The following is a 14,138-nucleotide window of genomic DNA, read 5'->3' on the forward strand; positions in this document are numbered from 1 at the left end:
TATTTCTTGTATTTATAATGAGTTACCAATTCCTACCAAAACGATTGCAAGCATAATAAGTCCGATTCCCCAGAAAAAAGTTCTTAAAGTTTTTTTAGAAACTCCTTTCCATTCTTTCAAATAAAATCCCCAAAAGTTTGCTGTTAAAATGATGGTTGCCATATGCAGAATCCATGAACTGGCACCATTTCCAAGTTTGCTTTCTCCCATTCCGTAAAAGAAAAACTGTAAAAACCACATGGTTCCAGCAAGAGCAGAAAACAAGACATTTTTAGTTATTGGAGTCGATTTGTCGGTGTAATTTTTAATTGATTTGTTTTTAAAATTCAAATATAGACACCAGATAAAATTGGACGTTAACCCTCCCCAAAGCAAAACCACATAAGTCACGTTGTTTTGAAATAACGGATTTGCACCATTTACTACAGCATGTTCTGCCATAGATTTTCCAGCTTCGATTCCGTAATTAAAGAAGGAACTCAAAATTCCTGAAATCACGGCTACAATCAAACCTTTTACTAGGTTGAAGTCTTTGTCTTTATCTTCGTGACCTGTTGCAAAATCCTTCTCTTTCAGCATTCCTGCTTTTCCAGAAATGGCAATTCCTATTAGATATACAACCACACCCAATAAAACGATCTGACCACCAGTATTAGTAAGCATGTGCGAAAATGAAATCTTACCCTCTGTTGGAACAATATCATAATAAATGGATGGAACCAAAGCTCCAAATGCAGAGCAGAATCCTAACGTAATTGAATTTCCTAAAGACATTCCTAAATAGCGAACGCCCAAACCATAAGTTAAACCGCCAATTCCCCAAATTAAACCCATTGTAAAAGTGAAGGTTTTTATTGATGGAGAAGCTGCCGCAATAATTTCTGTAAAATTTGGAATCGTTAAGTAAGCTGCAATTGGCGGAACAATCAGCCAAGAGAAAAATCCTCCTACAAGCCAATAGCTTTCCCAAGCCCAGTCTTTTACTTTTTTAAAAGGCATATAAAAACTACCTGAAGAAAATCCTCCGATAGAATGAAAAATGATTCCTAATAATGATTCCATTTAATAAATTTTAGTTTTTGGTTTGTTAGATAGTGATTTGGTTTTGTAAAATAAGAGAATGTCAAAAACAAAACTGTCCTGTACTATCCTTTACAGATTTTATATTTTTTGTTAAAACTAAAGATTATTAGAAATAACGGCCTACAATTATTGGGTAAATAAATTTAAAATGGCTATTTTAGCAATCGATTTCGTAATTATTGATTCTACATTAAGGTCAAAATTTAGAAATCATAAAAAAAAGATTACAAGCCTTGACGAATTCTCTTTTTTATGACAAAAATGATTCTGTGAATTAGATTCTTTTTGAAAAAAGAGATTTTTTAAAAAATTATTTAGAATTAAAATGAGTTTCGCTGAAATGCGGAATAAATTTCCTCACAATGAACATGATTAAACTTATTAAAATAGACGAAGACTCTCGAGTTCCTAAATACAAACAAATTGTTGACTCTATTCTTCAGAACATCGCCAACGGAAATTTAAAAATCAATCAAAAAATTCCTTCTATAAATAGTTTCAGCGAAGAATTCTATATGTCTCGCGATACTGTTGAGAAAGCCTATAATATTTTAAAAGAGCGAAAAATCATTTCTTCCATTAGAGGGAAAGGCTATTACATTACTCGAACAAAATTGGAATCTAAGGTCAATATTTTGTTTTTGACCAATAAATTGAGTTCGTATAAAATGAAAACCTACAGCTCATTTATTGATACTTTGGGCGCAAATGCACATGTTGATCTACAGATTTATCACTGTGATGAAACTTTATTCTTAAATATCTTAGATAAGTTTGAAGGCGCTTACGATTATTATGTTATTACAACGCACTTTAAAACAGATGAATTAAAACATTTGAGCTTTACTGATGATGTTGTAAATGCCATTAAAAAAATCCCACAAGAAAAACTCGTAGTTTTAGATAATATAAAATTAGGAACAGGTAACGATGTCATTAAGATTTACCAGGATTTTGAAAATGACATTTATAATGCCTTAAAAGAAGGTCTTTCTAAAATATCAAAATACAAGCGTTTAATTCTAGTATATCCTGATAAAGCGGTTTATCCTTATCCGAGAAGAATTTTGCACGGATTTAGAAAATTCTGTGTGGAACACGAAATCAATTTTGAAATTCTGAGTGAAGTTTACGATGATATGATTCTTAAAAAAGGAGATTTATTTATCACTATTGAAGAATCTGATCTAGTCAATTTAGTGAAACAGATTCGCGATGAAGAGTTTGTTTTAGGAAAAGATATAGGTGTCATTTCATACAACGATACCCCTTTAAAAGATTTGCTTGGCATTACTGTAATGTCAACTGATTTTAATGTAATGGGAGAAACTGCCGCAAGAATGATTTTGAACAAAGAAAAAGGTCAGGTAAAAGTGCCTTTTAATTTTATTGATAGAAATTCGATTTAATCTAAGATGCTAAGATACTGAGATACTGAGATACTGAGATACTAAGATACTGAGTTTTTTTTCTTAGCGCCTTAGAAACTTAGAAACTCATTTTTTATCATATGGAATATATTGATCCCATTCCCATGGTGTATAGGTGTCTTTTATTCCTGTTTCCAGTAAATACTTAATTATTTTTCCTGTTGGATAACTGTTCGACATGATGACCATTGCAGTTCCTTTATCTTGAAAAACAATTCCGTAGTGCTGAAAGCCTGATCCCTGCCCTTCTTTAAAAGCGCCATAACCATACGGGCTCTTTACTAATCCCCAGCCTAGACCGTATGAAAGTTCTGTTTTATCATTCCAGTTTCCATCTTCTAATGCTCCTGGTCCGAACTGGTTTTTAGAACGAATGCGAATCTGTGGACTAAACATTTCTTTGTATGATTTAGCATTCAATATTTTTTTATTCAAAATTGCTGTTATAAACTTGCTATAATCTTCTAACGTAGTTTCTAGCGTTCCTGCTCCTCTGGGTGCATTGTCTTTGTCTTTTTCCTGCATTTTTCCGTTTTCATCATATCCGTAGGCATAATCTTTTTCGAATTTCTCTTGCCATTTATAACTTGAATTTGACATTCCTAGCGGTTTGAATATTCTTTCCTGAGCCATTTCTTCTAAGGTTTTTCCAGTAATTTTTTCCAAAACCACTTGAAGATAGGTAAGCCCTTCACCCGAATAACTGTACCTTGTTCCTGGCTCAAACTTAACTTTGAGCTTTTCATCAGATTCAAACCAACGCCAGTTCGGCAAGCCAGAAGTATGATCGAGACACATTCTAGCAGTTATTTTTTTATATTCTGGATATGATTTTAATTCTGTAAAATCTTCGTGCCATACTTTAAAATCATATTCATAAATTGGTTTCGGAAGATAATCCTGAAGTGGCTTGTCTAATGTTATGACTCCTTCTTCTGCTAATTTCATAACCAAAACAGCAAAAACCGCTTTACTCAAAGAAGCTCCATAAAGATTAGTCTGCAACTCTAACTTCTTTTTGGTTTCGACATTACTAAAGCCAAAAGTCTTCATGTAAACAGGTTTTTTGGCATTAAACACGGTTATAGCCAATCCTTTCACATCGGCTTTGCTCATCAGGTTTTCAATAGTGGCGGTCAAACTATCGGTAGAAATTGTACTTCCGTCAAGCCTTTTTATGGTGGAATTTTGTGCTTGAACGGCAATTATACTTATAAAAAAAATGATTAAAAGAAGATTTTTCATGATTTTGATTTATTAAGCATTAATTAATCAATTCACTCAACTTTCACACAAAGCCTTTTGAGCAATATGTTTACCTCAAACAACTTGGTAATAAGTCAAGTAAAATGATTAAGAATTTTATAATTATTTTAAACCCCATTTTTTATTATATTTCAGTCCATATAATCATACAAATATATTCGGCAGAAAAACATAAGGCAATACTTATAAATAACCATTTTTATGAAAAACATAAAAGATGATTTGAGCAAACAGCTTTTGGAGCAAAAAAACTCAAGAAACTTAAATAATAAAAAGGTTTTAAAAACGTGTCAGGAAATGGCACAAAATTTTGCTGATTTAGAAAATGGCATTGCCGTTTTAAGCGATTTATACAACAATAAAAGTTACATCTATTCGGGCAAAATTGCTCAAGAACTTGAAATTTTCAAAGAAGATCAAGTGCAAGAAATTGAGAGTATTTGGGAAGAAGAGCTTTTTGGCAAATTAAACTCAGATGATGTACTGCAAAAATATCTTTTAGAACTTCATTTTTTTCAGTTCATAAAAACGATTCCGACTGAGGAACGAAGAAACTTTTGTGTAATCAGTAAATTAAGAATGAATGACGAAACCGCAGGGAAATCTTTATTGCACAAAATGTTCTATTTTTCAAATCAGTACGAAGATGTAGAATTGGCACTTTGTTTTTATAATTTTGATTTTTCACTAGCCCTTGACTATGAAGGTGCAATAATAAATACTGCAACTGGAAATATTGTAAAACAGAATGTGAAAGAAAATGAATTCTTTCTTTCTGCAAGAGAAAAAGAAATTCTTAAAATGCTTCAAGCAGGAAAACAAAGTAAAGAGATTGCAACGATCCTATTTATTAGCATCAATACTGTAAGCCGTCATCGGCAAAATATTTTGGAGAAAATGAAAGTTAATAATACCGCCGAAGCATGCTCCATTGCCACTAAGCTAAAGTGGATATAGTTTTTTTTAAAAGATGCTAAGGTTCTAAGATGCTAAGATTCTAAGTTTTTTTAGAAGTTAAGAGAAATTCTTAATTCTTAATTCTTAATTCTTAATTCTTAATTCTTAATTCTTAATTCTTAATTCTTAATTCTTAATTCTTAATTCTTAATTCTTTATTCTTTATTCTTTATTCTTTATTCCTAACCCTTAACTCCTAACTCTCAAAACTTTTCGACAAAAAAAAACCTCGTCGATTGACGAGGTTTTAGTTGTATTATTTTTTTGATTCTTCGATAGAAACTTTTCTAAACTCTTTTAAAAGTTTTTCAATTTCTAAAGTTGATTTACGTGCTCTTGGTCCAGCAGCTTTAATTCCTTTTTCAGTCAAAGATTCAGCTTCAGCTTTGAATGTTTCAATTTCGGCGTTGATTTTTACTAATAAATCTTTCATGCTTATATATTGTTAAATTAAGCCACAAAAATAAAAGTTTGTGTGATAGTTACAACAATTTTGCTGTTAAATTTAATGCAGTTTTTCATTCATTTCCTTTACAATAAATTGACTTCTGTTCTTTATTAAAAACCAGCAAATATAATACATTAGCAATCAACAACTTACTTTGAAAGTGTTTTTATAACAACTGTTTTAATACTCTCCAGAAAGTATCAAATTAAAAGTAATTTCATCCAAAAAGATGGCTTATACCTCTTCTATTTGTTAATTTTTGAGCGGAAAAATTCCTCAAAAAAGGAAAATTTTACTCAATAAGAGTCTTGTTTAGGTGCACATTCTTTAAAACAAGTCCGTCTATAATGCTTTTATCCATCTTAGTTTTTACAGACTCTATATTTAGATTTTCAAATCTAAAATTACTCAATCTCACATTGGGATCTTTTTCCACACCATAAAAATTAGTGCACTTAAGATTGATATTTTTTAAAGTAATCTGATCGCCATAAGATAAAGGAACATCTTGACGGTTTTTCAAATCATAAAACTGTCGCCAAGCAAAAATGGCAAGTCCAGTTTCTGCTTCACCTTGAATGTTTTCGACTACAATATATTCGTATCGCTGTGGCGTGTCTGGTCTCATTTTTAGCCACAACATTCTAGAAGCTCCTTTTATTTGGCTATTTCTAAAAATTACATTTCGATTGTGAATCGCTTCACTTCCATTGGTTAAAGCCGAATGGCAAAATCCAAATGTACAATCCTCAATTATAATGTTTTTATTAGGGCCGTTATTTGGATCTTTATCTGCGTAAGGGCCTTTTCCTCCTTTCAAAGCAACTGCGTCATCATTTACGGACATATAGCAGTTTTTTATCAAAACATTTTCGCAGACATCAAGATCAATGGCATCGGTACTTGGCGCTTTAATTTCAATATGTGGCGAAAAGATGTAAAGATTCAGCAGTTTTACATTATTACATTTATAAAAGTGATTCGTCCAAAATCCTGAATTAATCAATTTTACATCCTGAAACTGAACATTTTTTGAATTCCATACAAAAATTAATCTTGGCCTAGAGACTTCAAGATTCGTGCAATCAGGATTCTCACTACGTCTTTTCCAGAAAGTTTCCCAAAACTTTTTTCCATTTCCGTTTATTGTTCCTTCTCCCGAAATAGAAAAATGATCTACCCCATAAGCATTCACCAAGGCGGGAAAATAATCCAGATTTTGTCCTTCCATTCTTGAAGCCATAATTGGATAATCAATAATGTTATCCGAGCCTTTTAAAACTGCTCCTTTGGCTAAATACAAAGTCGTTTTAGGTTTAAAGAATAAAGCGCCGCTCAAAAATACTCCTTTCGGTACTACAATTACACCGCCACCATTTGCCGATGCAAGATCAATTATTGCCTGAATGGCTTGCGTTTGGATTATTGTGCTGTCTTTTTTAGCTCCAAAATCTGTTATACGATATTGCTTTCCTAAATCCTTTAATTGCAATTTCTGATCGTTTTTAAACCAGCTGCTGATGGGGGTGCCATCAGGAAAAACATCAGTTACCTGCTGCGAGAAAGAAAAATTCAATCCGCTTATAAAAGCTAAAACAATTAAAAACTCTCTCATTTGTACAACAGCCTATCGTTTCAAATTACTTTACTTCGATTTTTATTTTAGCAGAAAGCTGTTTGGCTAAATTGGTCACATAATTAGTGAAAAATGCAGAATCATTAAAACCTTTATCTGCACTCAATTCCCAAGCTGCAATCGCATAATAACTAATTTCTTTCTTATTATCAACTTTTAATTTTGCCAAATACGAATCAGTCAGCTGTCCTGTTTTAGGAGCTTCAATATAACCTTGATAAATATTTGCAGGAACTAAAATCGCTGTTCCTAAAATCCATTGGCGTTCATAAGTCAAATAATCGTGCTGAATTAGACATACCCAATCTCCAGCTTCTATAACCTGTAGCGGATTTTTATTATTCAAATTAGAAATTGCAGCCAGAAATGTCTCTTTGCCTTTAATACCATCTATTGAAACAGTATTTTTATAACCATACATTCCAGGCCAAATAGAAGTTGTTTCCTGTACTTGATAAAGATTTCCAGAGGCTTTCCAGTTTTGATAATGGTAGCTTAAAACAGAGTTTACCGGTCCTTCTGCAACAATTTTAAAAGTCGTCTTTTCTACATTATTTATGGTGTCATTACCTAAAATTCCAAGTCGGTTTATTTTATTGTCAATCAGCAATGCATAACCGCCTAAACCAACAGAATTCCCAACAGGAAAAATATCTCTTCCCCAATCGTACATTACGTGATAATTATCTTCAACCGCGCCTTTACTATTTATCCCAACGTTTTCGGGCGTTATTCCTGGAAGCTTTTTCCCAAATACATCTTTAGAATTTCTTCCATCTAGATAATGTCTAAAACCAACTTTGTCATTCTCCCAAGTCGGTCCGTCTGTTTGGTATTTTTGATAACCTAATTTTTTATGAACCTGATTTGCCATTAAAACCTCTTGTGTATCTGGATGAACAGGAAGATCCTTTCCTTCTCTTTTTCCAAAACGCGCACTGGTTTTTATCGTAAACTTCGGATCTATATCAGACCATTTTAACTGAATGACTTTTTCTTCGTTTGCTGAAAAATCAGTTGTAAAGAAAAGTTCATCCCATTTTCCATCGCCATTAAGATCGTTTGTCTGGGCTGGAATCGTATCTTTTTTTGAAATTAAAATAGGGAAAACTCCTTTTACATTGCTTTCTCCTATATTCTCTCTTTTTATAGAAATTGCTTTTTGCGAGAGCGCCTGAGAACTACTATTTTTTAAAACAATTGTTTTTACTGATACATTTTGAGAAACTTTGCAACTCGCTAATAATACTGTAACTAAAGTAATTGGAAGATAAAATAAGACTCTTTTTTTCATACTTTTTTTATTCTTTATTTTTTCAGAACAATTTAAGATTTTTAATTGTTATATTAACACTTAAAAATCAAAAACTTTAAAAAAAACTGAAAATCAATATAAAATAAAAAGCAGGATAACGAACAACAATTACCCTGCAATTTAAACACATTATTATCAAATAATATGATCGAAAAAATATAAAAAATAAAATAAAATAAATTACTTCACATTAAAAAATACATTGCTTTGTAATATTCATTAAACTTTGATTGTGATGGATTAGATGGCCTCACTGTCTTTTGTTCTTTTTTGAAATCTAATTTCTTTTTCAAAAAGAGCTTTACTTCTTTAAAAATTTCACGACTCGTTTTTGATTCATCAAACAAAATCAAATTATTGATTCCCTCTAGAAAAGATAAGCTCCTGTAAAGTTGCCCATTAAACAAACAAACCAGAGTATTTGCTCTTTTTTCCTCTTGTAAAAAACTAAGCAATTCTTCTCTCTTATAAACTACATAAATAGTTCGATCATATTGATTTTTTGTCCCTTCACATTGATCAGTAAAAGATTTTTCTAAAAATTCAAACTCATCTTTAAATTTTCTTTTAAACATTTTTAGAAAAAAACCTTGATTATCAACCACTAAAACTCGCTCCTTTTGCATCCTTTTGTTTTTTTAAAACAGTAAACCCTTGATTAATTGAAGGATTCACTACTAAAATATGTAGCAAAATTAGAGTGGCATAGATAATTCATTAGCTCCAATAAGCCATAAAACAATCAGAATAAGGTATTTGATGTGGTTATTAAAAATGCATTAGACCTTTATCACATGCATCACATGATTTTCAACAAATGAAACCAATTCTTCAATCTTTTGACAATTGTGATCTTTCTTTGAAATAGAAATTATATAAGCATTTCTTTCTTTTACATAGAGAAAAAGGAAATTTTTAGTCGAAATAACTTTTTCAATTTTTGTCCATTTATGTTTTAAGTCTCTTAACGGAGATCGAACGCAAACATCAGAATAGGTAAAAGTGAGTTTATATCTGCTATAAAATTTGTGATACTGGATAAGCCATTTTGTTAGGCAGAAAATCTTTCTAGAAATAGCGTCCAGAAAAAAGAATTGAATGACTACTAAAAAAACAAGTGTAACGAGACAACTTATCAGCCATTGAAAAAAATCAGCTTCATCAATAAAATCAAGAAAAAGCACAATTAATGCCACGACGAAAAAAACATAGATTAGACGCTCTTTAAACAAGTGTTCAAAGTACATTTTGTTAAGTTTTCTAATTTCAGAAATATTTAACTGAAACTCTAATGAAAAATTAGCCGCTTTCATAATTTTTGTCTTCTTAGGTATATTATTCAAGGCAAAAGTATATCAACAAAAAAGTACTAAATAGACTTAGAAGCTTTTATAATATTAAAATAGGGCAATATTTATTTCTTTAATCTTTACTTTTTTATCTTCTTTTTACATGAAATACCAAAAACAAAAAAGGGAAAATACAAATTTCCCCTTCCTTTTAATTACTTTAAACTTAAAAACGTTTTACTTAATTCCGCTTTTTAGATTCTTTAGCGAAGCGTCTTTCGAAAGCTTAATTTGGTTAATTACTATTTCAGCGATTTTATTTGCTCCTAACAAGGAAAGGTGCGTATCATCAGCTTTATCTGTATCATAAAAAGCATTTTCTCCCGCTTTGAAATGGAGATGAAGTTGCTTTGATTTTTCTGGCCCGTAAGATTGTTCTAATAATTCAGTGTAGTACTCTAAATCTATAAAAGGCACATTGTACTCCTGTGCAACCAATCGGGTTTCTAAAGGATAATCACCATGTGTTGGTACTAAAACTCCCTTTTCGTTAAAGTTACGTCTTGAAATAGAAGTTAATAATATCGGAATAGCACCTTTTTCTCTACTTTCTTTTACAAAACGAATTAGGTTGTATCTGTAAGCTGTATGCGGATTGGTGAAACGTACTGAATCTTCTATTTTCTGATCATTATGCCCAAATTCTATAAAAACATAATCTCCTTTTTCAAGTTTGTTATAAACAGAATCCCAACGTTTTTCATTGATAAAGCTTCTAGTGCTTCGTCCGTTTACTGCTTTATTGATTACTGTTATGTTTTCTTTGAAAAAAGGCTGCAATACCTGAGCCCAACCATGTTCTGGATTTTTATCCGGATCTTTTTTATTTGCCATTGTAGAGTCTCCAATGCAATACAAGGATGTTTTTTGGGCAAAACTTACTGTGGTGATAAGTAACGCTAGAAAGATATATTTTTTCATTTTCTTTTGTTTTTTTTAATGCTGAGTGGTTGTATTGCGAAGTGTTTTTTTAACGCAAAGTGCGCTAAGGTTACGCAAAGTTCGCTAAGTTTTTTATTCTTTATTTACTTTGTCAATGAGGACACAAAGCTTTGTGGATATTCTTTATGTAGATGCACTGCAGTGCATCTCTACGAAAAATCTTTGAATCTCTGAACCTTTGAGCCTTTGCCTCCTTTTATTAAACCTTTGCGAACTTTGCGCTTTCTTTGTGTGCTTTGCGTTAAAAAAAACGCTTAGCTATAAAATGAGGTTAAAAATCTAATGCTTTGAAACTGCTGTAGGCACTGTTGCTCTTTTACCTATAAAAACATCTGTCATTAAAACGTTTTCTGCGTTTTCATTCGAGAGTGCATTTTTGGCTTCTTTGATTTCTATGTTTTTTAAAGAGATATTCTTGATTTTTTTATCTGCAAATCCTTGAATTACGATACCAGATTCTGATGCTTTGTTGCAAGTGATATTAGAGAAATATACATTTGATATATCGGATTGATAACCTTTGCCTTCTCCGTGATAATTTGACGTAATGTATAGACAATCTTCTACTTGATCCAATTGAATATTTTGAACAAATATATTTTTGATATAACCTCCACGATCGGCATTGGTTTTTAAATAAATGCCTCTTTTTAAATATCCTGCCGTTTTGCAATTTTCTACAAATACATTCTGAACTCCAGCCGACATTTCGCTCCCGATTACCACACCATGAAGTCCTTTAAAATTGCAATTTCTAATTACAATATTCTCGCTAGGCGTTGCTGCATTAGCTCTTCCTTCATGATCTCTTCCTGCTTTTATGGCAACATTGTCGTCTCCGTTGTCAAAAGTGACATTTTCAATTAAAACGTCTTTTGCGTATTCTGGATCGATTCCGTCATTATTGTGATTTAAGGATTTGTAACTTATCCCGCGAATGGTAATACTTTCTGATTTTAAAAGATGCAGACACCAAAACGGCGAATTTTCGATTCTGATATTTTCGACTAAAATGTTTTTGCAATTTAAAAACTGAATCATTTGTGGTCTTAAAAAATAGCCTTCTCCAAATTTTCTTTCTTCTAATGGAGTGTTATTGTGATTCATTTCACGGCTTCGGTTTTTGCCTTCGTTTTCTTTTGCTTTAAAAGTTTTCCAAGTCTTTCCTCCTTCTCCGTCAATTGTTCCTTCTCCAGAAATGGAAATATTCGTGCAATTATTAGCATAAATAAGCGGACTGTAATTATACAACATCGTCCCTTCCCAGCTTGTTAAAACCATTGGAAGATAATCTTTCGGATTATCACTGAACTTTATTTTAGCCCCTTTTTCAATTCTAAGGTTTACATTGCTTACAAAATGTATCGGTCCGTTGATTTTATAAATTCCTCTTGGAACTATAATTGTTCCGCCTTTATTTTTTTTGCACAAAGCCATTGCTTTATCAAAAGCCTTTTTATTATCTGTAATAGAATCGCCTTTGGCACCTAATGTCAAAACATTAATCCGATAGGAAGTTATTATTGGAAGCTGAATTCGTTTCACAATAGAATCCACTTTAGCTGACGGAAAATCGCTATTCTGTGCAAATGATGCCCACGAAAGGAAGATTAGAAAGAAGTATTTGAAATTCATGTTTTTTTATTTTAAGTGCGTGCTAGTCGCAGTCCCAGTCCCAGTTTTCGGTGCCGACTGAAACTGCGACTGAGGCTAAAGAGAATACCAATTCGCAATCTTATCTTTAAGGATATTGTCTATCGAATATTGTGTTGCTTCTTTTTTTGAAAGCTGAAACGACCACTTCACTCTTTTAGATGGCTGAAAACCTTCGCCAGTGCAATTGTATTCGGCATAAAAAGCTTTTTTTTCAGCTTCTGGTTTAGACCAATTTTCCCAACCCTCTGGTTTTATTTGTTTTCCCATTTCGCAGTTTATAAAAACTGTTTTGGCATAAATACGCCACGGCCTTCCTAAATACACCTCTTTTGCCTCTGGATCTGCGGTCAGTTTACAATTTTTGAAAACAAAACCAAACGAAGTTCCTTCGGGGGTTGAAGCTGCTGTGATATAAGAACTTTTTATACTGTGAATAGTGCAATTTTCAAATAGAGCTGTTGCGCCTCCAAATATAAAATCGGTTGTTCCTTCAATATAACAATCTTTAAAATATTGTTTGGCATCTTTTCCAGACAAGTACAAAGTATCTTGATTTCCTAAAAGTCTACAATTCGTAATCTTAGCGCGATTAGCTACAACTGATAAAGCAATCGCTTGTCCGTGTTCGCCAGAAGTATTTTTAATCGTTAGATTTGATGCTGTAAAATCGTCTCCTTCAACCAAAAGTGTATAGGTATAAAAAGTGCTGTTTCTGCCTAAAGCTATTTTTGAAAAATTATCATCAAAAGTAATAATGGTATTTTCTTTACTTTCACCTTTTAGAAATACATGAGTATTCCATTCTGGAATTCGAACTTTTTCGTTGTAAATTCCGTTTTTAATAAAAATAGTTACTTTCTCATAAGGAAAAGCCGGTGTCGCATAAATTGCATCCTGAATTTTGGTAAAATCTCCCGAACCATCTTGTGCTACAGTAATATAATCTATAATTTTCTTTTCGGCTGCCCCTACTTTTGTACCGTTTTTAACTGCCCAGTCTGGAAATCTTTTTAAAACTTCCTGAGGTGCATCTGAGTACCATGAATAGCCATTTCTTCTTTCTGATCCTATTTGATCCAATGCTTTTTTTCTGATTCCGTCACGGTCACAAAAGAAAGGTTCATTGGTTTCCAAATCCATAAATCTTGCCCAGATTGGTTTGGCATTTGTTGCTGGAATCATTTTTTTATCTACAATTTTTCCAGCGTCGTTTAAAACTCTTTTTTCTTCTAAATTGGTAATTTTAGTTTTTCCGAACCATTCTACAGCGCTTTTTACACCGGTAACAACTTCTCTTGACGGTTTGTCAATCGACATTAAAAGCAATACTATTTTTGCTGATTCATAACCGCTTAACGAAGCCAATTCAAAAGCTCTTGCATTTGCTGGAGCCAAAGTCACTTCATCATGCTGCGCGCACCAGGCGGTTAAAACGCCATTTTGCTTGTATTGTGTTTTTAAAATACAATCGATTCCTTTATCAAATGATTTTCTGCATTTTTCCACAATTTCTTTTGAAGGTTTAATACTGTAATAATCCGATTCGTCTGCTACGGCTTTTATTACGTTCATAATATTAACCATCGAATCATCATTGTAAGTAATGTGCGTATAATATCCTTTTTTTAACGGATAAAACTGAGGCCATCCTCCGTTTGGATATTGAGCTTCCAAAAGATAATTTAGCCCCTTTAAGAAAGATTCTCTGTAACGTTCGTCTTTGACCTGCGCATACATTCTAGACATAAAAAGCATTTCCTGACAAGTTGCTCCGTTATCGGTAGTAGTTTCGACAGTTGTTTTTTTAAGAGCAATCAAATCTTTTTTCTGCTTTTCGTTCAGCTCATCCTGCATTTGAATATTTTTTGGCCAGCCTCCTATATCTCTTTGGTAGAGCAGTACATTTTCTGCTACTCTTTTTGCGTCTGCGGTTGCAAACCAAGCGGCATCACTCTTGCGAATAACATCTGACCATCTTTTATAAGTATTCTGAGCATTTACAGCAAAACTGCAAAGGCATAAAAAAAGCATTATTTGTTTTTTAAACTGTATCATT

12 protein-coding genes are annotated in these 14,138 nt (G+C 32.4%); 2 read left to right on the forward strand and 10 right to left on the reverse strand.

The annotated features are described in order from the left end of the window. Window positions 1-12: 12 nt before the first annotated feature. Complete coding sequence (gene rhaT / locus NCC77_RS15685) at window positions 13-1,062, reverse strand: L-rhamnose/proton symporter RhaT (RefSeq protein ID WP_250836435.1); 1,050 nt, start codon at window positions 1,060-1,062, stop codon at window positions 13-15. Window positions 1,063-1,451: 389 nt separating this feature from the next. On the opposite strand from rhaT, the gene NCC77_RS15690 reads away from it, so the two are divergent. Continuing rightward, window positions 1,452-2,492, forward strand: a complete 1,041-nt coding sequence (locus NCC77_RS15690) for a GntR family transcriptional regulator (protein ID WP_250837173.1) — start codon at window positions 1,452-1,454, stop codon at window positions 2,490-2,492. Window positions 2,493-2,579: 87 nt separating this feature from the next. Here the strand turns inward: NCC77_RS15690 and NCC77_RS15695 are convergent, their stop codons facing one another. Beyond that, window positions 2,580-3,758, reverse strand: a complete 1,179-nt coding sequence (locus NCC77_RS15695; RefSeq protein WP_250836436.1) for a serine hydrolase domain-containing protein — start codon at window positions 3,756-3,758, stop codon at window positions 2,580-2,582. Window positions 3,759-3,980: 222 nt separating this feature from the next. On the opposite strand from NCC77_RS15695, the gene NCC77_RS15700 reads away from it, so the two are divergent. Then, window positions 3,981-4,736, forward strand: a complete 756-nt coding sequence (locus NCC77_RS15700; RefSeq protein WP_250836437.1) for a response regulator transcription factor — start codon at window positions 3,981-3,983, stop codon at window positions 4,734-4,736. Window positions 4,737-4,992: 256 nt separating this feature from the next. On the opposite strand, the gene NCC77_RS15705 is transcribed toward NCC77_RS15700, so the two are convergent. The 8 genes from NCC77_RS15705 to pelA form a co-directional block, all read right to left on the reverse strand. Continuing rightward, complete coding sequence (locus NCC77_RS15705; protein WP_008467640.1) at window positions 4,993-5,169, reverse strand: histone H1; 177 nt, start codon at window positions 5,167-5,169, stop codon at window positions 4,993-4,995. 307 nt (window positions 5,170-5,476) lie between these two features. Next, window positions 5,477-6,799 (reverse strand): rhamnogalacturonidase, encoded by a 1,323-nt coding sequence (locus tag NCC77_RS15710; protein WP_250836438.1) that lies wholly within the window; start codon window positions 6,797-6,799, stop codon window positions 5,477-5,479. Window positions 6,800-6,824: 25 nt separating this feature from the next. After that, the gene (locus tag NCC77_RS15715; protein WP_250836439.1) at window positions 6,825-8,114 is read right to left on the reverse strand and encodes a DUF4861 domain-containing protein; all 1,290 of its coding nucleotides are present in this window, start codon (window positions 8,112-8,114) and stop codon (window positions 6,825-6,827) included. A gap of 206 nt (window positions 8,115-8,320) precedes the next feature. Further along, window positions 8,321-8,761 (reverse strand): hypothetical protein, encoded by a 441-nt coding sequence (locus tag NCC77_RS15720; protein WP_250836440.1) that lies wholly within the window; start codon window positions 8,759-8,761, stop codon window positions 8,321-8,323. Between the two features lie 153 nt (window positions 8,762-8,914). Next, window positions 8,915-9,448, reverse strand: a complete 534-nt coding sequence (locus NCC77_RS23040) for a YcxB family protein (RefSeq protein WP_432442325.1) — start codon at window positions 9,446-9,448, stop codon at window positions 8,915-8,917. Between the two features lie 213 nt (window positions 9,449-9,661). Next, entirely contained in the window at window positions 9,662-10,405 is a 744-nt protein-coding gene (locus NCC77_RS15725) for a rhamnogalacturonan acetylesterase (protein WP_250836441.1), read from the reverse strand. A 300-nt stretch (window positions 10,406-10,705) separates the two neighbouring features. Next, on the reverse strand, window positions 10,706-12,061 hold the full coding sequence (locus tag NCC77_RS15730) for a glycoside hydrolase family 28 protein (RefSeq protein ID WP_250836442.1): 1,356 nt from the start codon (window positions 12,059-12,061) through the stop codon (window positions 10,706-10,708). A gap of 75 nt (window positions 12,062-12,136) precedes the next feature. Continuing rightward, window positions 12,137-14,137, reverse strand: a complete 2,001-nt coding sequence (pelA, locus tag NCC77_RS15735) for a pectate lyase (protein ID WP_250836443.1) — start codon at window positions 14,135-14,137, stop codon at window positions 12,137-12,139. Between the last annotated feature and the right edge of the window lies 1 nt (window position 14,138).

Source organism: Flavobacterium tyrosinilyticum (assembly GCF_023656565.1).
GTDB classification, from domain to species: Bacteria; Bacteroidota; Bacteroidia; order Flavobacteriales; family Flavobacteriaceae; genus Flavobacterium; species Flavobacterium tyrosinilyticum.

Bases quoted from the DNA above. Each gene is read 5' to 3' on its own strand.
- rhaT (WP_250836435.1), bottom strand. From the start codon at position 1,062: ATGGAATCATTATTAGGAATCATTTTTCATTCTATCGGAGGATTTTCT.
- NCC77_RS15690 (WP_250837173.1), top strand. From the start codon at position 1,452: ATGATTAAACTTATTAAAATAGACGAAGACTCTCGAGTTCCTAAATAC.
- NCC77_RS15695 (WP_250836436.1), bottom strand. From the start codon at position 3,758: ATGAAAAATCTTCTTTTAATCATTTTTTTTATAAGTATAATTGCCGTT.
- NCC77_RS15700 (WP_250836437.1), top strand. From the start codon at position 3,981: ATGAAAAACATAAAAGATGATTTGAGCAAACAGCTTTTGGAGCAAAAA.
- NCC77_RS15705 (WP_008467640.1), bottom strand. From the start codon at position 5,169: ATGAAAGATTTATTAGTAAAAATCAACGCCGAAATTGAAACATTCAAA.
- NCC77_RS15710 (WP_250836438.1), bottom strand. From the start codon at position 6,799: ATGAGAGAGTTTTTAATTGTTTTAGCTTTTATAAGCGGATTGAATTTT.
- NCC77_RS15715 (WP_250836439.1), bottom strand. From the start codon at position 8,114: ATGAAAAAAAGAGTCTTATTTTATCTTCCAATTACTTTAGTTACAGTA.
- NCC77_RS15720 (WP_250836440.1), bottom strand. From the start codon at position 8,761: ATGCAAAAGGAGCGAGTTTTAGTGGTTGATAATCAAGGTTTTTTTCTA.
- NCC77_RS23040 (WP_432442325.1), bottom strand. From the start codon at position 9,448: ATGAAAGCGGCTAATTTTTCATTAGAGTTTCAGTTAAATATTTCTGAA.
- NCC77_RS15725 (WP_250836441.1), bottom strand. From the start codon at position 10,405: ATGAAAAAATATATCTTTCTAGCGTTACTTATCACCACAGTAAGTTTT.
- NCC77_RS15730 (WP_250836442.1), bottom strand. From the start codon at position 12,061: ATGAATTTCAAATACTTCTTTCTAATCTTCCTTTCGTGGGCATCATTT.
- pelA (WP_250836443.1), bottom strand. From the start codon at position 14,137: ATGATACAGTTTAAAAAACAAATAATGCTTTTTTTATGCCTTTGCAGT.